Source organism: Leptospira chreensis, assembly GCF_016919165.1.
Classification (GTDB): Bacteria; Spirochaetota; Leptospiria; order Leptospirales; family Leptospiraceae; genus Leptospira_A; species Leptospira_A chreensis.
Genome location: NZ_JAFFPS010000035.1, coordinates 13,691 through 32,432 on the forward strand (window position 1 = coordinate 13,691; position 18,742 = coordinate 32,432).

The 18,742-nt window shown below is 43.7% G+C and carries 22 protein-coding genes; 13 read left to right on the forward strand and 9 right to left on the reverse strand.

What is annotated here, in order from left to right:
* Positions 1 to 8 precede the first annotated feature (8 nt).
* The 3 genes from JWG41_RS11305 to JWG41_RS11315 all read right to left on the reverse strand — a co-directional run bounded on the left by JWG41_RS11305 (position 9) and on the right by JWG41_RS11315 (position 1,681).
* Positions 9 to 266: a DUF8156 family protein gene (locus JWG41_RS11305; protein WP_205270044.1), complete on the reverse strand. Its 258-nt coding sequence runs from the start codon at positions 264 to 266 to the stop codon at positions 9 to 11.
* A gap of 1 nt (position 267) precedes the next feature.
* Complete coding sequence (locus JWG41_RS11310) at positions 268 to 873, reverse strand: hypothetical protein (RefSeq protein WP_205270045.1); 606 nt, start codon at positions 871 to 873, stop codon at positions 268 to 270.
* A 430-nt stretch (positions 874 to 1,303) separates the two neighbouring features.
* The gene (locus JWG41_RS11315) at positions 1,304 to 1,681 is read right to left on the reverse strand and encodes a hypothetical protein (RefSeq protein ID WP_135575387.1); all 378 of its coding nucleotides are present in this window, start codon (positions 1,679 to 1,681) and stop codon (positions 1,304 to 1,306) included.
* A 237-nt stretch (positions 1,682 to 1,918) separates the two neighbouring features.
* Here JWG41_RS11315 and JWG41_RS11320 point away from each other — a divergent pair, with 237 nt between their 5' ends.
* Positions 1,919 to 2,671: a penicillin-binding protein activator LpoB gene (locus JWG41_RS11320; RefSeq protein WP_232373947.1), complete on the forward strand. Its 753-nt coding sequence runs from the start codon at positions 1,919 to 1,921 to the stop codon at positions 2,669 to 2,671.
* Here the strand turns inward: JWG41_RS11320 and JWG41_RS11325 are convergent.
* The 3 genes from JWG41_RS11325 to JWG41_RS11335 are packed head-to-tail and all read right to left on the reverse strand — an operon-like array spanning position 2,659 to position 6,713.
* Complete coding sequence (locus JWG41_RS11325; RefSeq protein ID WP_205270046.1) at positions 2,659 to 3,945, reverse strand: hypothetical protein; 1,287 nt, start codon at positions 3,943 to 3,945, stop codon at positions 2,659 to 2,661. The genes JWG41_RS11320 and JWG41_RS11325 overlap by 13 nt on opposite strands.
* Before the next feature lie 32 nt (positions 3,946 to 3,977).
* Positions 3,978 to 6,224 (reverse strand): phosphoribosylformylglycinamidine synthase subunit PurL, encoded by a 2,247-nt coding sequence (purL, locus tag JWG41_RS11330; protein WP_205270047.1) that lies wholly within the window; start codon positions 6,222 to 6,224, stop codon positions 3,978 to 3,980.
* A 9-nt stretch (positions 6,225 to 6,233) separates the two neighbouring features.
* The gene (locus JWG41_RS11335; protein WP_205270048.1) at positions 6,234 to 6,713 is read right to left on the reverse strand and encodes a flavin reductase family protein; all 480 of its coding nucleotides are present in this window, start codon (positions 6,711 to 6,713) and stop codon (positions 6,234 to 6,236) included.
* Positions 6,714 to 6,817: 104 nt separating this feature from the next.
* On the opposite strand from JWG41_RS11335, the gene JWG41_RS11340 reads away from it, so the two are divergent.
* From JWG41_RS11340 to JWG41_RS11355, 4 genes are read left to right on the forward strand one after another with little or no spacing between them, the layout of a single operon-like run.
* Positions 6,818 to 7,192 carry a Fur family transcriptional regulator gene (locus JWG41_RS11340; RefSeq protein WP_205270049.1) on the forward strand — a complete coding sequence of 125 codons (375 nt, stop codon included), beginning with the start codon at positions 6,818 to 6,820 and terminating at the stop codon, positions 7,190 to 7,192.
* Between the two features lie 41 nt (positions 7,193 to 7,233).
* Positions 7,234 to 9,057, forward strand: a complete 1,824-nt coding sequence (gene mutL, locus JWG41_RS11345; protein ID WP_205270050.1) for a DNA mismatch repair endonuclease MutL — start codon at positions 7,234 to 7,236, stop codon at positions 9,055 to 9,057.
* 59 nt (positions 9,058 to 9,116) lie between these two features.
* Positions 9,117 to 9,722 (forward strand): RNA polymerase sigma factor, encoded by a 606-nt coding sequence (locus JWG41_RS11350; protein ID WP_004784002.1) that lies wholly within the window; start codon positions 9,117 to 9,119, stop codon positions 9,720 to 9,722.
* A gap of 4 nt (positions 9,723 to 9,726) precedes the next feature.
* A complete protein-coding gene (locus JWG41_RS11355) occupies positions 9,727 to 10,281 on the forward strand; it encodes an LIMLP_12425 family protein (protein WP_205270076.1) in 555 nt (184 codons plus the stop codon).
* Positions 10,282 to 10,284: 3 nt separating this feature from the next.
* On the opposite strand, the gene JWG41_RS11360 is transcribed toward JWG41_RS11355, so the two are convergent.
* Together JWG41_RS11360 and hpf are read right to left on the reverse strand one after the other, a co-directional pair.
* The gene (locus JWG41_RS11360) at positions 10,285 to 11,229 is read right to left on the reverse strand and encodes a hypothetical protein (protein WP_232373948.1); all 945 of its coding nucleotides are present in this window, start codon (positions 11,227 to 11,229) and stop codon (positions 10,285 to 10,287) included.
* On the reverse strand, positions 11,165 to 11,452 hold the full coding sequence (hpf, locus tag JWG41_RS11365; protein ID WP_205270051.1) for a ribosome hibernation-promoting factor, HPF/YfiA family: 288 nt from the start codon (positions 11,450 to 11,452) through the stop codon (positions 11,165 to 11,167). The genes JWG41_RS11360 and hpf overlap by 65 nt, the downstream gene beginning before the upstream one ends.
* 103 nt (positions 11,453 to 11,555) lie before the next feature.
* Between hpf and JWG41_RS11370 the strand changes: the two genes are divergently transcribed.
* The 3 genes from JWG41_RS11370 to JWG41_RS11380 all read left to right on the forward strand — a co-directional run bounded on the left by JWG41_RS11370 (position 11,556) and on the right by JWG41_RS11380 (position 14,160).
* Positions 11,556 to 12,299, forward strand: a complete 744-nt coding sequence (locus JWG41_RS11370) for a DUF4912 domain-containing protein (RefSeq protein ID WP_205270052.1) — start codon at positions 11,556 to 11,558, stop codon at positions 12,297 to 12,299.
* The gene (locus JWG41_RS11375; protein WP_205270053.1) at positions 12,299 to 13,885 is read left to right on the forward strand and encodes a glycoside hydrolase family 57 protein; all 1,587 of its coding nucleotides are present in this window, start codon (positions 12,299 to 12,301) and stop codon (positions 13,883 to 13,885) included. Before JWG41_RS11370 ends, JWG41_RS11375 begins: the two co-directional genes overlap by 1 nt.
* Positions 13,886 to 13,953: 68 nt before the next feature.
* On the forward strand, positions 13,954 to 14,160 hold the full coding sequence (locus JWG41_RS11380) for a hypothetical protein (protein ID WP_205270054.1): 207 nt from the start codon (positions 13,954 to 13,956) through the stop codon (positions 14,158 to 14,160).
* Between the two features lie 64 nt (positions 14,161 to 14,224).
* Here JWG41_RS11380 and JWG41_RS11385 read toward each other — a convergent pair whose 3' ends face one another.
* Positions 14,225 to 14,662: an SET domain-containing protein gene (locus JWG41_RS11385; protein WP_205270055.1), complete on the reverse strand. Its 438-nt coding sequence runs from the start codon at positions 14,660 to 14,662 to the stop codon at positions 14,225 to 14,227.
* Positions 14,663 to 14,768: 106 nt separating this feature from the next.
* Here JWG41_RS11385 and JWG41_RS11390 point away from each other — a divergent pair, with 106 nt between their 5' ends.
* From JWG41_RS11390 to JWG41_RS11410, 5 genes are read left to right on the forward strand one after another with little or no spacing between them, the layout of a single operon-like run.
* Positions 14,769 to 14,921, forward strand: coding sequence for a hypothetical protein (locus tag JWG41_RS11390; protein ID WP_205270056.1), 153 nt, complete (start codon positions 14,769 to 14,771; stop codon positions 14,919 to 14,921).
* Positions 14,922 to 14,944: 23 nt separating this feature from the next.
* Positions 14,945 to 15,412 carry a 6,7-dimethyl-8-ribityllumazine synthase gene (ribH, locus tag JWG41_RS11395; protein ID WP_205270057.1) on the forward strand — a complete coding sequence of 156 codons (468 nt, stop codon included), beginning with the start codon at positions 14,945 to 14,947 and terminating at the stop codon, positions 15,410 to 15,412.
* Positions 15,409 to 15,831 (forward strand): transcription antitermination factor NusB, encoded by a 423-nt coding sequence (nusB, locus tag JWG41_RS11400; RefSeq protein WP_084597385.1) that lies wholly within the window; start codon positions 15,409 to 15,411, stop codon positions 15,829 to 15,831. Before ribH ends, nusB begins: the two co-directional genes overlap by 4 nt.
* Before the next feature lie 7 nt (positions 15,832 to 15,838).
* Positions 15,839 to 17,941, forward strand: coding sequence for a tetratricopeptide repeat protein (locus JWG41_RS11405; protein ID WP_205270058.1), 2,103 nt, complete (start codon positions 15,839 to 15,841; stop codon positions 17,939 to 17,941).
* Positions 17,938 to 18,741 carry a class I SAM-dependent methyltransferase gene (locus JWG41_RS11410; RefSeq protein ID WP_205270059.1) on the forward strand — a complete coding sequence of 268 codons (804 nt, stop codon included), beginning with the start codon at positions 17,938 to 17,940 and terminating at the stop codon, positions 18,739 to 18,741. The genes JWG41_RS11405 and JWG41_RS11410 overlap by 4 nt, the downstream gene beginning before the upstream one ends.
* Position 18,742: the final 1 nt, after the last annotated feature.

An 18,742-nucleotide genomic window follows, 5' to 3' on the forward strand; every position in this document is an offset into this window, starting at 1 on the left:
TATGTGCCTTACTGATCTGGAATTTTTTCTAGACGTTTCTTTAGTTCTGTAATATCTTTTTTTAGTTCAATGAGCATGGATAACATCATCGAATCAATGGGGTAAGGTAGGGATGCCATAACACCAGCTTGCACCTGTAATTTGGCCGTTCGGATTAGGCCATCAAATATTTCTTGGTCAGATTTTCGAAGTGCTTTGCGAAAGTCAGATAGGTTTTCTTCTATCTGTGACATCTGGCGAGAGTAGGGTGTTATGGTTCTTCCCATATCAATGTCCTGTAATGGAAGTTTTTCTTGTACGAATGCGAGAAAAATCTTTTTCCATTTTAAGTTCCCATAGATTCTGTGTTGTCCGTAATAGTTTTGGAAAAAAGATTTGAAAATTTTTATGTGAATATTTCCAAGATTCAATAATGAGTAGTGGAACATTTTCAGAAGGAAATTGTTTGATGAACTCTAACATTAAATTCAATAAAAACAAACCTTCGTCATCCTTGACATCTCCATCTAAAAATTGTTTGCAGGGAGCGAGTAAGAAATAGACGGTATTTTCTTCTTTTGAACTTAGCATCTTTTGGAGTGCATCCAAAATCTGATAGGGAGTGAAGGCCCTTTGAATTTGGATTTGTTCCAAAAATGGTTCTGGGGCCAAATTCTGTTTTCGTGTTTCCTCTGCGATGGTAAAGGGATTGAAACGAATGGCACAATCCAAATTAAAAACCTGAAAACCCGAACAAACTAAGGCATACTGCCAAAAATGAGCAATCCGATACATTCCTCTGTTTCCAGTGAGGAGGCCGAGATCTTTCCCATTCCAGTTTTGGATGGGTTCATAGACATTCGTAGAAGTATGGGTTTGTTCCGCGAGAATCATTATACTAATTATATGTATAGTAAAAATATGTAAAGTGGAATTTGCACCCGAGTTTCCTTTTTTACCCACTGAAAAAGGAAACTCACTTACCTTTTCAATAGGGAGGATATAGTGATGTTAGGGAATTCGAAACTGGGTTTTCGTCTTGGAGAGGGAAGGGTGGTCTCTGGCTTCTTTTAAAATGCTTGGGTCACAAAAACTATCGGTGTGGTGCGGGTATTTAGGAAGGGAGTTCTGGAATGAGTGTGGGGGGATCGATGCAAACAGAGAAATTGGTCGGATGCCCTAGGCCTTTAAAAACGCGTAAGACTTTCGAGTGAAGGGCTCCTATCCACGGATGTGATGATTTCGAAAAAGAAAGTTGGACTGGGGGAAGATGGCCTATCTAGACATTACAGGGAAATATCTAGATAGGAAGGAACTTATCGAGTTATAGAGGAGGGACTTCTTGGACGGTTTTGACACCGGTTACAAAATAACTGGTTTCCGCAAAACAGCTAAAGGGAACTCCGACATGTTCTTCGTATTCTAAAACCACTCGTTTGCCAATGGATCCATTCAATTGGTCTGCAATGGCTTCGTCCCGAATGCTGAAGTAGAACTTTTCAGTCATTGTTCCTGGCATTGTGACAAGGGCCATTTCCCCTTCCCAAGTTTTGCAAACCCAACCTTTTTTAGAAAGTTTTTGGATGTAACCCGCACGGTCTCCTTCGGAATAACTCCATTGGAGTGTGAGCCAAGTGTAACCCGCGAACAAAATGGCGAGGAGGACGAGGAGAAAGCTGAATCGAATTAAAAATTTACCCATAAGTTAATCCAGTAGTTTGGAAAGAAAAGAGAAAGTTTCAAGACAATATTTTGACGAGCGACTGCCAAATTTTGAAATAACGACCTAAGTTCCGCGCCAGGGAGACGAAGGGCTTGGTCCTTTGGCGGGAAGCGCCGGAGGACGGGAGCGAAAAGCGGATCCCGGAGTGGCCCGGTCCCGATAGGTTTAATGTTTCGCCCGCTAACAGATCGGAGGCGCCCTGAAAAAAAGAAAACCATGCGAAAGTATGAACATTTTTCAAATAAAAATCGGAAGATTTGGATTGGTGGTGGCAAGTTTTGGGCATTCGTGGTAAAGGAAAACCATTGGGTGGCGGGTCTAGTTCCCCACCCTCAAATCGGGCGGGGAGCACCATACCCACATTCTTTCTTGCCAAACTCCCGAACCCCCACCAAACTCTCCCCAATGCGTATTTTATTCCTCTCGTTCTTAATTTCGTTTTTATTTGTTAGTTGTTCTACCGTTTCCTATCAGAAAACAGACCAGGCCAAGGCCACCAAACAGTGGGGAGTTGTAGAGGTTAAAGAAACGGTTCGGAATATGAGTCATTCTTTATCCACTTACTACAAAAAGGATTTGAAGGTCGGGTATTTGGAATGGAAGTCTTTGCAAAATTCCACATCAGAACATATTGATACCAAACTCATTACCAATGAAATTTTAAACCAACTCACAAAAGATAAGGTTCCTTTTGTGGATACATCTATCAGAGAAGAGGCGGCAACAGAGATGGCCTTTGGGAAAACGGGAATGGTATCAGCTGATTCTCGTTTGGCGGTTGGAAAGTTCAAATCACCGTCGCACCGAATTAAAGGTGAGATCAATGAAGTTGTGAATTATGAAGCAGGGTCTCGCATCCAATACATCACAGTCACACTATTTCTTGTGAGTTTGGAAACAAACCAAATCGTTTGGTCGGAACAAACCAATTTTTTAAAAACGAGTCGGGTGGAAGGTTATGGCCTTTGATTGTCCGGGAAAAAACCAAACCGAACTTTGCGTTTTCCCATCGCAGGACTTAAAACATAGGGAAGGGTTTCTTGGCTCAGTATGAGTTGGGGGTTGGTGAGTGCCGCTTTCGATTTTCCAATCCAAACATATTCGGGAAAGAATCGAACATAACGGTATTCATCGGAAATATCTAAATCCTTTCTAATATTCCTTCTGGCATCATCATAGGAAGTTTCGATCCATTTCGCACCCAATTTAAAACCGGCGATCATGATTGCAACTCCGACTCCCGCCAGTTCTTTAGATTGTATTTCTGCCCCTCCATACACAACCCCCGCACCGAGTGCTACAATGGTGCCGCTCGCAAGTATGGCACCTGTGACCTTGACCGTTCCTTTGGTTCCTTCTTTTAAAGCACTGGCTGATACCAATTGGAAGTATTTGGAGTCTTGGATGAGTTCTGAGATTTCATTGTCTCGGATGAGGTGGCGTTCATACCAACCTAAAGTGTCTTTTTCTAAAACGAGAGAGGTTTTTCCTGAAACATCTATGAGTGTTAGTTGAGATTGTTTGCCTGTTTGTCGGAATTTTAGATTTCGTAAGCCTCGGATAAAATTTAAGTGGGCTGAAGGATCCATTTCTGGTTCCGCACCGGGTCCACCAAAGATAAGCATGAATTCTTCGTTCGGTGCGTACCTATCGTTTGCCATCGCCCGTAAGGTAGCCGAATGAGGTTTTAGTTGGCTTGCTCTTCGAAAGTCTACTTTTGCTTCTTCAATAGAGTCCGTGGTAAGCCAGAGGGAGGCAAGTAATAGACGTAAGGTGGGGTCATCAAATTGTCCTTCCGCACTCCATTCCCCACTTAAGAGATTCCCCGCATAACGTGCTTGGATTTTTCCTTTTTCATAATCCCCGGCTCTTACATAATAAAGTCCAAGTAGGATGTGTAAGTAAATGATTTCTGCTTCGGAGGCATAGTATCCTTCTTCGGTTTCCATATAGAAAAAGGACTTTAGAGAACGTGAGGCACTGAAACGAAGGCGTTCCTTACTCTCATTCGCAATTTTTTCAAGATTTTTGTAATCGGATCCCCCTTTTAGAAATTCCAAATGGGCCCTTTCTAAAACGGAAATAAATCCTTTTCGTTCCTCTGTCGGGAGATACTCGATGGCTTTGTCTAGGTTGGCTTTTTTGTAGGCTCGGAGGGAGTCTTCATATTCCTGTCGTTTGGCGATACTTGTACACTGAATGCAAAATAAAGTAAAAACAAGGAAAAGAAAGGACAGGCGCATCCGGCCTATCCTCTCTGTAATTTTAGTTTTGTCTATTCGAAATAACTTTTAAGTCCCACTTCAAATTCTGTTTCTAAAGACTTAGTTGTCCATTCCCATTGAAATCCATTTCCTTTGACGGAAAGGGAAGATTTGGAATTGGACTTACCTAATTGATAAAAAGAAAGTCCCGCCTTTTCGTATTTGGCTTTTACTTTTTCTTCATCCTTAGCAAGGAAACTCACAACAAAAGAAGCTCCTGTTTCACCAAAACAAAGTTCGTCGAAACGTGGGAACTTTGTTTGTAATCCTTCTAGGTTGACTTCCAATCCTTGGGTTCCTGAGATCACAATCTTTGCAAGTGCTACTAGGAGGCCACCGAGTGACAGATCTTTGGCGGAAGTGAGAAGTCCTTCTTTTCTACAATCAATAAGGGTATCAATGGTTGCCTTTTCTTTGGCGAGGGAAATTTCTGGGATTTTACCAGTATCCAAACCATGGAAACGATAGAGGTATTCCGATGCCGAGATGGAAGGTTTGAATTCTCCAACTAGGGCATAATTTACCGTTTCTTTTGTGCGAGGGTAGGTGTGGAGGCCTTTGGCAACATCATCAATCACTCCCACCATACCAATGGTAGGTGTCGGGAAAACGGGTCCTTCGGGTGATTCATTGTAAAAGGATACGTTACCACCAGTGACAGGAAGCCCAAGGAAACGGCACGCATCCCCAAGTCCACGCACACATTCACTGAAGATGTAATAGTTTTCTGGGATGTAGGGGTTTCCAAAATTTAGGTTGTTTGTAACCCCATAAGGTTCGGCCCCTGTGGAGGCTACGTTTCTTGCGGATTCACAAACGGCAATTTGTGCCCCTTCATAAGGGTTTAGATACGTATAACGAGAGTTACAGTCTGTGGCAACAGCGATTCCTTTTTTGGTTCCAGGAATCCGAACAAGTCCCCCGTCTTCGCCGGGTTCGACCACTTTCACAAGGCCAACTTCGGTATCATACTGTTCGTAGAGTGGTCTACGGGAAGTGATGTTGAGAGAAGAGAGAAGGTTGTTTAAGGTTTGGGAGACAGTATCTGCTTGTAAGTCTGGGATTTTTTTGGGATCAAACTTCACCACCTCATCTAGGTAAGCTGGTCTTTTTTCTTCTCTCACATACCGCGGAGCCCCACCACCAAGAACGAGGGAGTCTGCTGGAATTTCTGCTTTGAGGGATCCATCTTTTCTGATCCGAAGGATTCCGTCATCTGTCACTGTTCCAATTTCTACAGCGTTCAGTCCCCACTTGTGGAAGATGGATACCAGTTCCTCTTCCTTTCCCGTTTCTGGAATGACAAGCATCCGTTCTTGGGATTCAGATAACATAATTTCATAAGCGTTCATATCGGATTCGCGGAGCGGAACTTTGTTTAAGTCCACATCCATTCCGGTTTTTCCTTTGGCACTCATCTCCGAAGTAGCACAAGAAATTCCTGCAGCCCCCATATCTTGGATGCCCACAAGGAGATTCTTTTGGATGGCTTCGAGGGAGGCTTCCATCAGAAGTTTTTCCATAAAGGGATCTCCCACTTGCACAGCAGATCTTTTTTCTTCGGATTCTTTCGTTAGGTCTTTGGAGGCGAAACTTGCACCGTGGATTCCGTCTCGGCCTGTTGTCGCTCCTACGATATAAACTTTGTTTCCCACCATTCCTTTGGTAGAAGCAGAAGCCATTTGGTCGTGGCGGGCAATTCCCACTGTCATGGCATTCACTAGAGGGTTTTTTGTGAATGTAGGATGGATGAATAATTCCCCCCCACCCACAGCAATCCCGAGAGAGTTACCATAATCACCAATCCCTTTGACAGCACGAGTCAGCAAATATTTGTTACGTGGTTCTTTTGGATCACCAAACCGAAGTGAGTTGAGGGATGTGATGGGGCGAGCACCCATAGTAAAGATATCTCGCATAATTCCACCCACTCCAGTGGCTGCCCCTTGGTATGGTTCTACAGCGGTGGGGTGGTTGTGGCTTTCGATTTTGAATACAACAGCAAGGCCGTCACCGATGTCCATAGCTCCGGCATTTTCTTCTCCGGCCGCAGCAAGGAGTTTGTCCGATTTCGTAGGAAGGGTTTTTAATTTTAAAATTGAATTTTTATAAGAGCAGTGTTCCGACCACATGGCCGAGAAAATCCCCAGTTCTGTGGAGTTGGGCATTCTTCCTAAGATTTTTTGGATCTCTACAAATTCAGTTTCTGTAAGTCCATGTTCTTTGGCATCTTCCAGATTCACTTTCTCTTTTTCCATACTGTTTCCTTAAACGAGTTCCCTATAATTGCGATTGAAGTAGAGGAGGGGAGAACCTTCCTTCGTGACCACTGCTTCCACAAGACCAATGAAGATCCAATGGTCTCCAGCCTCGATGCATTGGTTCACCTTACAGTCGAGTGAGGCCAATGAATCCCGCAAAATGGGGGCACCTGTGGTGAGTGTTTCGGGGTTTAATCCCTCCAAAACAGCCGCTTTGTCCAGGGAACCAGAAGCAAAATCAGCGGAAATTTGTTTTTGTTCGACAGAAAGAATATTCACGGCAAAGTTTCCGGCATTTTCGATGGCCTCTTTGGCGTGAGAGTCTTTGGCCAAACAGAATAAAACTAACGGCGGTTCTAAGGAAACAGAGGAAAAACTAGAAACAGTGACTCCTCCTTTTTTACTAGAAGATGCATAAGTAATTACGCAAACTCCACTCGCCCAAACAGAGAGAGAGGATTTGAACTGGTCGATTGATGCGGGCATAAAGCCTCCTTATTGACAAATATCAATTTCTCGAAAGATTCTAAAAACCAATTTCCATTTGACCCTGTGATTATTTGCAAGTGAGGTAGAGGTAAGGGAATCGTATGAAAGCACTCACCAAACACAGAGAACTTATTTTTAACGACTTAAAAGAAAGAAAAGACCACCCCACAGCAAAGATGGTTTTTGAATCGGTTCGCGGGAAAGCAGACAAAATTAGTTTCGCAACGGTCTACAATTCTTTGGAATATCTGGTCGCCAATCAAATGGTAAACAAACTGAATATCGAATCGGACTCAGTTCGTTATGATGCCTTTTTGGAAGACCACTCCCATTTACTTTGTAGTGGATGCGGAAAAGTTTTGGATGTTGCTCCCCTAAAACTCAGCGCCGACACGGATTGGGAAGGTTTAGGATTCCAAGCAAACCACGTAGACATTGTGGTTTCCGGAACCTGTTCTTCCTGCCATTCGCTGTAATTTTTTCTGGATAGGGATCTTCCCTATCCAATGATTGTCCTATGGGCATCATTCATTCACTTTCGGCGGACCTGATCAATCAAATTGCCGCCGGAGAGGTGATTGAATCCACCCATTCGATTCTTAAGGAACTCATCGAAAATTCCGTCGATGCGGGTGCCACAAAGATTGAAATCGCCACTGACTCCGCAGGTTTCGGCCGGATCCTTGTTTCCGACAATGGACATGGAATCCAAAAAGAGGATTTGCCTCTTGCCATCAAACGGTATGCCACTTCCAAAATCCAAGACTTCCATGACTTAGAACATCTTTTCACTTTTGGGTTTCGAGGGGAAGCTCTCGCATCCATTGCTTCTGTTTCGCGAATGGTTTTGGAATCAGGAACATCGGGAAACCGCACGGCTTACCGTGTGACAGTAGAAGAAGGAAAGGTGGTGGAAGAAATTGAGATCCCATTTTTTCAGGGAACCAAAATTGAAATCAAAGATTTATTTTATAATACGCCAGTTAGGCGGAAATTCTTAAAAACTGAAACCGGGGAAGAGAAAAAAAATAGAACCCGAGTTCAAACGATGGCGGTGTCGGAGCCAAATATTGGGTTTCGGTATTTGCAGAATGGAAAGGAAGTTTTGAATGTCGTTCCGGAAGATGGCCTAGAACGTGTGTTATCTGTTTATGGGGAAAATTTACGCGACCATCTTTTGCCCATTCATTCCAGCCGGAATGGAATGACACTTCGGGGATGGATCTCTCATCCCGATTTTTATAAATCTTCCCGCACGGGACAATTTTTCTTTGTGAACAACCGTTCGGTGGAACTGAAGTTTTCGGCCCAAATCCTAAAACGTTGTTATGGGGAACTCCTTCCGGGTGGGGCTTTTCCTTATGCCTATCTATTTTTTGATCTCCCTCGTGAGTTTGTGGATGTGAATGTCCATCCTCAAAAAAAAGAAGTTCGGTTTTTATCAGAAGAAACCATCACGGGAATTCTTTTCCAAGGAATCACAGAAGTTTTGCGAACTTCCACTCCGGTAGAATTTTTGGAAATGCGTCGAAGGCTTTCGATGCCTATCCCTTATGGACGAGAAGGGGAAACTTCAGGACTTGGGAACCGGTATGGGGGCCCTGGTTTTGGATTTGGGCAGGGGAGTCAGTTTGGGAGCCAGCAGACCGATGGGGACTCGCTCATTGGTCCTACCACCATTGAAGGGAGAGAAGGATTTTCTCTCGAAGGAGTTGGGGCTGGAACCAACTTGCACTTATTAGGTGAAAATCTCACCAAACACAATCTGTTTGTTCCCAAAAAACATTATGGGGTTTTGTTTGAAACCTTTATCCTTGCCGAAGCGGAAGACGGACTCTATATCATCGACCAACATACGGCCCACGAAAGGATTCGGTATGAAGAAGTCCTTCGGGATCTAAAATCAAAAGCCTACAAATCACAAAGCCTTCTCACTCCTATCCGATTGGAACTCACCAAAGAAGAAGCAGAAGAGATGATAGAAGAAAGGCATCGGTTTTTAGAACTGGGAATCGCCCTGGAACCATTTTCTGGAGGGACAGTTCTCATACGAGAAGTGCCGTCTTATATTGATCCGGGGAAAGAAACAGAAACCATTTTGGATTTATGGGAAAGGTTCAAACACAAAGACCCGGAAGAAAGAGAACTCTATGATGAAATGGCCAAATGCGTGGCTTGTCGGTCTGCGATTAAAAAAGGAGACCAGGTCTCTGACCCCATCATTGGGGAACTTTTGCAACGATTGTCGTACTGCGAAAATCCATCCCTTTGTCCTCATGGCAGGCCCACTCTCATCAAACTCACAAGAAAAGATCTAGAAACTATGTTTCACCGGATCTAGATCGCAAGAAAGCACCGAAAAACATTGATAGAATTCTAGGATTCGAAATTCTAGGCCTGATGCCACGCCCCCTAGAAGGCAAAAATATGACCCTGCGGGAGAAGGAAAAAATCCTCCTCCAAAAAATCAAAGCAGGGGATCCTACTGCCTACATGACCTTAGTGTCTCCATTTCGGGAACGATTGTTCCGTAAGGCCGTTTCCATGGTAAAAGATGGAGACGATGCGGAAGACATTGTCCAAGACGCTCTCATTTCCGGTTATAAATCCATCCAAAACTTCCGTGCCGAAGCAGGGGTTTATACCTGGCTCTACCGCATTGTGGTGAATAAGTCCAAGGATTTGCTCGCCAAGAAGAAAAGAGGTAGGGAAAAACCCATGGATGACTCGGGAGATAACCAATTTGTGGATTCTCGTGTCGGATATGAAAAAAAATTGGAACTTTCTGAAGAGTCTCGTTATCTAATGGATAAGATCGCACTCTTAGAAGATTCCTACAAACAGGTTTTGGAACTTCGTTATTTCGAAAATCTTTCGTATAACGAAATTGCTGAGATCATGGAATGTAATGTAGGTACGGTTAAGAGTCGTCTCTTCAAGGCCAAGGAGTTTTTGAAGCACCTCATCCAGAAAGACGAAAAGGGAGAAGGGTTCTTTGAAAAATAAGTTTATGAGTTTAAAAGATTGGTTTCGTTCACAATATCCAGGTCTCTTTCCAGAAGAGACGGACACCGTGGTTCTGGAAAATAAGATTTGTTCCCTTTTCCAACATGTGAAGGTAAAGGAAGACACCATCCTTCCGCGAATGTCAAACGACTTCGACACCCGCCTTCTGAACCTCCTAGAATCTGTCTCCATCGACAAACCCAACCAAAAGATCTCCTTCACTTTCCGAGATTTAATCGAAAACCGAACGGTTCAGTATTCCTTTTCTGCTGTGATGGCCTTAAGCCTAGTGTTTGTGCTGGTAAGCCGCAGTTCTCAAGAACCATCTCTTGCTGGTAACGATACTGCGGGAGTTGTCATCGAACAAAACAACTACCAAAACGAACCAACAAGCATCGACCTCGGTGAATCCTACCAAAAACGAGTGTTACTCGATCATTTGCGTTCTGCTCCAGGGGCAGTGTATGGGCTTCGTGAATTAGAATTGTATTATGAAAAAACAGGAAGGGAGTCTGCTGCAGACGAACTTCGACTCCTCATTGAATCTGTCGAAAGATAGATCCTAAACAAATCCTTTTGCAAATTGGACGGCATCCCGAGAACGGATGTCGTCAGCAGAATGTAAGATGGCCAGTGCCAACTGTTCGATCCTTGCATCCAGGCGAAACGACCCACCACTTCTTTCTTTACTATCAGCCAATCGTTTCAGTTCCGAAAACCAGATTTGAATGGTGGCCTCATCCTTTTTGATAGAAGGACGAAAGACACCTTCTCGCCAAGCAAGGACAGGAACGAGTTCTTTCATCTCTTCTTCTCTTTCCGTGATCTCACTTGCCTTTTGGATGAGAGTGAGAAGCGGTGGCCAACGAACCATGGTATGGGGAAAGAGTTGGGGATCATTCAAAAAAGCATTCCGGTAGTTTTCCATCCCTTCTTTTTCGTTTCCCGTCATCACTTGGGTCTCTGCTAAAAAATAGAGTAGGACTGGAGATTGTTTGTTTCCTCCATAAAGTAATACTTCTAAAGCCATTGTGTAATCTTTGATTTTGATGAGACCGGCCGCAAGATCACGTAACAAATCTTTGTCGAGAGCATTGGCTCCTTCCCATTGGTAGGCAAGTTTTAAGTGGTCTCTGGCTTCTTTTAAAATGCAGTCTTGGGTGGCAAAAAAACTATCTGTGGTTTGAAACCCACGTTTGCGGATCTCGGATTCAAAGTCAGAGAAGAGTTCGAGGAGGAGTTTCCCTCTTTCTTTTCCTTCCCTTGTTTTTAGAATTAAATCAAGTCTATGATCCCAAAAGCTGGAAATATAATATCCGCTGATGGAAGCAATGTCCTCCGGATCTCGATCCAGAAGTACGGAATAAAGTGATTTAGCAGTTTCAAACTCACCATTAGAAAGGTAGGTGAGTGCTTCTTCCGACTTCTGAATCATGAGTGTGTTAGTGTTGGCTTTTTTTGTCGTGGTGTTTGCTGACTTGGGAGAGGATTTTATCTTCCAATCCATCAATACAAACATATACATCTTTGTCTTGGTTGTGTGCGTTGAAATTGTTGCCGTCGGCGTGTAACTTCATGTTAGAGTGGATTTCCCCATGAATGGCTTCAAATGATACTTCACAGGATACGATCTTTTGAACGTATTTTGTAACTCGTTCTAGTTTTTCATCAGCATGTTTTTCGGCAGCTTCTGAACGGTCTAAGTGTTTCCAGGTGTAATTGATTTTCATAGTTTGTCCCAATTTGGTATGGATATATAGTATTTTGGAAAAAAAGCAAACGTCAAATAAAAAAGAATTGAAGGTGGATCTTTCTCGTCTTTAAGCTTGGAGGATGGCAAGTGAAGAAAAGAAAGTGGGGCCCAAAAAAAAATCTGCCCCTAAAAAGAAAACATCAGTTGTCGCTGCAAAAAAGAAATCGGTAAACAAGGCGGAAAAAAAAGTCGCCGAAAAAACAAGTCCGTCTCCACCACTTACAGCTCTAAAATCCCTTTACAACGATTCCAAATTCACCAAACATCCAGAATTCCCACAGGAAGATTTGATCCGCGTTCTTGTCCGCACTCCCAAAGAAGCCTTTGTGTTTTGGAAATTTTCTGCAAAAACCATAAAGAATCTTTTACATGATTTAGAAACCAATTCGACGGATGGTTTGCATTTTCGACTGAAGGTAGAATACAAAAATATTTTCGGAAGTGAACGTACCGATTTTTACGATTTAGCTCCTTATACAGAATCTTATTATTTGAAATTTATGTTCCCCGTGAGAGATATCCAAACCTCAATCCTTGTTTCTTTTGATAAAAGAGAAATCTCAACTCTCCATTCTTCCGGAAAGGATCTCCCCGGGGGGACCGAATCCTTTCGTTTGGACAAAGAGTGGATCCATCCCAAATGGATTGAGATGGGGATTGTTGCCAAGTCTGTTGGAAGTGATGAGTATTATTTTAAAGATGGGGACTCCTCCGAGTTCTATGTGAACCCACGTAAGGTAACTTCTGGCGAACCCAATGCAGACCCAAACCAATCGCAGTCGCGGTGGGGGAACGGATCGGGGTCAGGAAAGGGACTTTTGTAATGCATCATTTAGTCAAAGGGCATTTGGTATTTGTTTTGCATGCCCACCTACCATTTGTTAGACATCCCGGGTATCCTACACCCTTTATCGAAGAAAATTGGCTGAACGAAGCCATCCTCGAAACTTATATCCCTCTGATCCGAGTCTTTCGGAATTTAAAAAAGGAATCGGTTCGGTTTCGGATCACCATGTCCTTTACTCCGACACTTTCGCTTATGCTAACCGACTCTTATTTGCAAAATGGGTTTCGTAAGTACATTAAAAATCTAATCACTCTTGCCAGAAGCGAAACCAAACGCACCCTAAAAGATCCCCATTTGAATTATCTTTCGAAAAGATACTTAGACCATTTTTTAGATACGGAATCTATCTTTGAAGAAGAGGGTGGGGACTTAACCAAACTGTTTTTGCCCTTTGTGGAATCAGGGGAGCTGGAAGTGATGACAAGCCCGGCCACTCACGCCTTTCTTCCTTTTTATGATTCAGAAAGTTCGATCTTTCGTTCCCAATTAAAAAATGGGAGAAGGACCTTTCGGCGGATTTGGGGACGTGACCCAAAAGGGATTTGGCTTTCGGAATGTGGATACACACAAAAACTCGAAGAGGAGCTCGACCGGGAAGGTTTTCGGTACTTCTTTGTCGACACTCACGGGATCACTCATGGAAGCCCCAGGCCTAAGTTCGGAGTTTATGCTCCGGTTGAAGTGGGACATGGGGTCTTTGCTTTTGGTCGCGATCCCGAAAGTAGCAAACAGGTTTGGAGTTCGATTGATGGGTATCCGGGAGACTTTCGGTACAGAGAGTACTACCGTGACATTGGACATGATCTGCCTTGGGAAGAAATCTCTCCCTACCTAAACTCGAATGGAGTGCGGATCAATACTGGTATCAAATACTTTCGAATCACAGGAAAAACCTCGGACAAAGGGTACTACCATCCGGACTGGGCGATGGAAGCGGCCGGAAGCCATGCCGAAGATTTTTTACGAAACCGCATCCACCAAGCGGAAAGTTTGTACGAAACAAACAAACAACAGGCGGTGATTGTTTCGCCTTATGATGCTGAGCTCTATGGACACTGGTGGTATGAAGGCCCGCAGTTTATCGAATTCCTATTTAAAAAAATCCACTTCAACCAAAACACAATTAAGCTCTCTCATCCTATGGAGGCTGCCCGTTCTCTCCCACGTGTCCAGTCTGTAGAGATGAAGATGAGTAGTTGGGGAGAAAATGGGTATGGGGAAGTGTGGCTGAATCCAACCAACGATTGGATCTATCCTCTCATCCATGGAATGAGCATCCGGATGCACAAAAGGGCCCATGAATTTGGGTCGGGAACGGACGTGCAAAAACGGATCCTAAAACAAATGGGTCGGGAACTCCTTCTTTTGCAAAGCAGTGATTGGGCTTTTATTATGAAAACAGGAACCATGGTGGACTATGCGGTCCGGCGTACGAATGTTCACACCAATCTCTTTTTGGCTTTGGAGGAGATGCTTCTAGGGGCTGTGGACGAAGGAGTCCTTTTGGCGGCCGAAACAGAGAACAATGCGTTCCCTGACATCCGAATCGAAGATTTCTACTAGAATTCTTTTCGTAAATTTCTTGCCTAGGGAGTTCCCGGTAAGAGGCTTGTCCTAATCGGAGGGTTTCTATGTCACGAAGGTATCGTTTTCCCTTGGTTCTTACACTCCTTTTCTTTGCTGTGAACTTTTTGGTTTGCCGGGTGATGCACAAAGAAAACACGGAAGGGGTCTTCCGTATGGATGATTCGGTCATTCAGTACATGGACGCTTTGGAAGCTGCCGAGACCGGCAAGTCCACTTCCAAATCATCCTTCTCAGATCACGGTCTCCTCTAAGAGGCCGTATTTCTCGTTTTTTATTTGGTTTTTAGCCAAAGAATTCCTTTGGCTTGTCCACTCATCACTTCGGTTTGAAGTCGACGTTGTCCCAGTAGTCCTTTCCATAATCAAAGAAAATTTCCGCGCCATCCGGGATGGTTTTTAAAACTTTAAACCTAGCCGTTTTCCATCTCACAGAGGTGACAAGTTCCGCATTGGGTTTTGAGGAGTGGTTGATATAACGGGTGTAATTGGACTCGCGACCTTCACCATAAATCCACCAGTCTTTACAAATCCAAAGTAGGTATTTTGAATCTACGTATTTGTTCGATTCCGCTTGTTCATCGGTAATGATTTTACCCATGTAAAAACCTACGGTATCTCCCTTGTATAATGTTTGTTTGGTGAATAGTCCCATTCCGATATTGGGAACAGAGGAAGGTTTCACAATAAAGTCACTCTCGGTATACACTACCGGTTTTCTTTTTTTGACCTTCTTTACGGATTTCTTTTTCTTCATTTTCTTCCTATATGACATAAGAGGAAAACAATTCTACCTTGTAAAGCCATTGGCATTTAAGATTGTATAGTCCGCACTCCGAACTTTAAAGGTAAGAGGGGGGCTTATGATCCAAGAACCACAAAAACCGACGGATGAGAAATCCAATGTTGTGAATCTGGCCATCTACCGAGCGAAAAAAGCTTTGGAAAGAGACGGGTTCGAAGTCGTGGAAAATCCAGACGGAAAGATTACCCTTGTCATTCGTCTTGCGAAATAACAACCCCCTAGGAATTTGGATACATGACAGCTACATTGGAAGGCTCAAGAATTGGAAACGGACAAAAACACTGTGTCATCGTTTCGAAGTTCAATGAATTTATTACTGAGTCCCTACTGAAAGGGGCAAAAGACGCGTACAGACAACATGGGATCGCTGAAAGTGATGTCACCGTCATCTATGTGCCCGGTGCTTTCGAACTCCCACAAACCGTAAAACGTGTCTTACAATCTAAAAAATACCAATTCTCTGCAATCGTTTGCTTAGGTGCTGTGATTCGCGGGGCCACTTCTCATTATGATTTGGTTTCTGGGGAAGCCGCCAAAGTAGGATCCGTTGCCGATGGATCGGTTCCTGTGATTTTTGGGGTCATCACCACTGAATCCATCGAACAAGCCATCGAAAGAGCCGGAACCAAGGCTGGAAACAAAGGGTATGAAGCCGCTACCACTGCCATCGAAATGGCCAATCTTTTCAAAGAGATCGGATGAGTTCTAGACACCGCGGGCGAAGTCTTGCCCTGATGTGCCTCTACCAAATCGACCTGGTCGGAACCGATCCGGACCGGGCTATGAAATTCGATTGGTACGATAAAAAAATCACTAGAGAAGAAAAGGATTATGCTGTCTTTCTTGTGAAAGGAGTGGTCGAAAATCGAAAAAACATCGATACTCTAATCAAGAAGTATTCGGAGAATTGGGAACTTTCGCGTATTTCCGTTGTCAACCGCTGTATTTTGCGTTTATCAATTCTTAGTTTGCAAAAGGAACCTTTCCTTGCTGCCCCCGTTGTCATCAATGAAGCGGTGGAACTTACCAAAGAATTTGAAACTGAAGAATCAGCACAGTTTATCAACGGATTACTTGATGCCTTCTATAAGAAGGAGATCGTAGCGAACAAACCCCAGTAAGAGCATCATGGATCCCATCCAAAAAAACCGGTTTCGCATTGAGGAACAATCCTCACAGCCAAGTTATTACCAGGAAGATCCATACTTACGGAACCTGGGTCGAGAAAAAGAAACAACTTACGAATCAGAGACCACGGCGCGCCGTCCGGTTTTGTCGTTTCTATTTTGGAGTTTTCTTGTTTTCCTCGTCCTTGGATTTTTAACCGCCGGTTACTGGTGGTATCTAGAGAAAAAAAAGAATCCCGAAGAGATCGCAAGAGCAATCGGAAACCTTCCTCGTGATAAAAAAGCCCTCGACTTACTTGTTGATAAACCTTACCTTCCTGATGATTCCGTAAATCCCAAACTCGCGGCTTGCCTGAATGCCTACCACAACCGCTATGTGAACCGAGTGGGAACGGTTTGTGAAGAATTCCTGAATTCTCCGGGAAGCGACGAAGACAAATCGATCGCCTTAACTGTGCTTGGTGTGATGTATGATGAAGCCGGTCGTTATGTGAATTCCATTGAACGATTGGAAAAAGCCATCCAATACGATTCCAAAAACTATTTTGCTTATTACAATTTATCTCTCGCTTTCAAACATGCCGGAAAGTTTGAAGAAGCAAGGCGTGCAGCCCAGAGAGCCAAAGAGATTGCCCCGAATGACTACCGAGTTTCTCTTTTGCAAGGGAATTTGTTCCAAGAGATTGGAGATCCGGCAAGCGCCATTGACGCCTATAAAGAAGGGCAGTCGCTTGCGCCAAGTGATGTGACACTCACTTATAACTTAGCGATTAGTTATTTAAAACAAGGAAATATGGCCGAGGCCATTTCCGAGTTTCAAAAGGTAGTACAGACAGCTCCCAATTCCCAAACGGCCGTTTTGTCCTATGGCCACCTCGGAACCATCTTCTACCAAAGAGAAGACTATGACCGTGCCGAGTATTATTTCCGAGAAGTGATTCGTTTGAAAACAAACGATGCCAAATCCTACTATAACTTAGGTTTGGTGTATTTAAAGAAAAAAGTTCCAGAAGAGGCAGCCAAATACTTCCAAAAAGCCCTTGATTCCAATGCCAATGAACCAGAAGTCTACCGGTACATTGCGGATGCCTTTCTTTCCATGGGCCAAACTAATATGGCCATCACTGCCTTACAAAAAGCTTTGTTATTAAAACCCTCAGACGTGGATTCCCTTTTTGCTTTGTCAGAACTCTATTACAAAAAAGGGGAACTCGTGGAAGCGGAAGGGTTATTTCGTCGGATCATCCGCCTAACACCGGGAGATAGCTATTCAGAAACCGCTTATGTGAATCTTGGAATCATCCTCGATGAAATGGAAAGGTATTCCGAAAGTATTACGGCCTTTGAAGGGGCCCTTGCTTTAAATCCGAAAAACCAATCGGCCTATTACAATCTAGGTCTGGCTTATTTGCATGCCGGAAAACCAACTATGGCGATTGAGTCTCTTCGAAAGTCGCAGGCCCTGGATCCGAACCATGCGCAGTCTAGGCTTGCCATTGCGGATTACTATTTAGAAAATCGTTTTTATTCCGAAGCCATAGCCGAATTCGAAGAGGCCATTGCTTGGAAACCAGAACTTTATGAAGCCAGATTGAAACTGGCTGATGTGTACATCCAAACCAAAAATTATCTAGCCGCAGAAAAGGTGTTAGTTTATGTTTTGGAAAACAGTAAGGACCCTAAAGAAATCAAACTCGCCCATAGAAAACTGGCCTTAAGTTACGCCAATAGCGGTAACTCCGGACTTTCCAAAAGGGCGAAAGAAGAGGCATTTCGTGCCACCCATATGGATCCGGAAGATATGGAGTCAAAACTTGTACTTTCCAAAATCCTCATTGATTCGGGATCCCTTGTGGATCGGGAAAAGGCGATCGAAGAATTAACAGTGATCACTCGTTCGGATGTCACACCGAGTGTTTCTTCCAAAGCTCATAATTATTTGGGAGTTTGTTATTTCAAAAATGGGGAATTTAAAAAAGCCCTATCCAGTTTCCAAACAGCCATTGATTTGAACCCGAGTCTATCGGAAGCTTATGAAAACAAAAGGGCTGCCCGGGCGCAGTATGAGAAATCTCTCGAATCCAAAAAGAGAACTTATTTTTGAGTTTATTCCAATTTCTCCCCCATAAAAAATTTCCCGACTTTTATGAAGAATGCAGGCTTACAGGCGTTCTTCGGTATCTTCCCGCTAAAGTCCGCGAATATGGGGACAGTTACTTTATGGAAGAATACAGCAACCAATACAAAAAGTCCTATTACGAAGATGAACCAAACCTCCGGGCCATGGCAGAACGTAGGCTTTCGGTTCTGGAGAAAGTAGGGGCCAAAGCGGAAGGATCTTCCCTTTTAGAGATTGGTTCTGCGGCGGGATTTTTTTTGGATGAGGCAAAGAAGGCCGGTTACCTTGCCAAAGGGCTCGAACTCTCTCCCAAGGAAGTGGAATATGCGAAGGCAAAGCTTTCCTTGGATGTAGAAAAGAAGTCGGTTCTCGCTATTCCTACCAACGAATGGAAAGAAACTTTTGATGTAGTGGCTGCTTTTTTTGTGATCGAACATATCGAGGAAATTGATGGAATCTGGGAGCGGATCCAGGCTTGGACAAAACCGGGTGGGTTTCTCTATTTGGCGGTTCCTTCCAGTTTTGGACCTAGTTTCCAAACGAATCCGAGTGCGTGGTTTGCCACCCATCCTTCTGACCACTTTTTTGACTACTCTGTCCACTCTTTGAAAAAACTCTTGTCAATCCTCGGCTTCGAGGTGAACTATGTTAGACCAATGTCGTATCACTCCTACCGGGACTTAAGTCCTCGTGGCAAACTCCCCGAATGGCTGTATCGACTGTATGCAAACTCATTTGCTTATGGTGATACCATCGAACTGACAGCCAGAAAATTAAAACACTGAA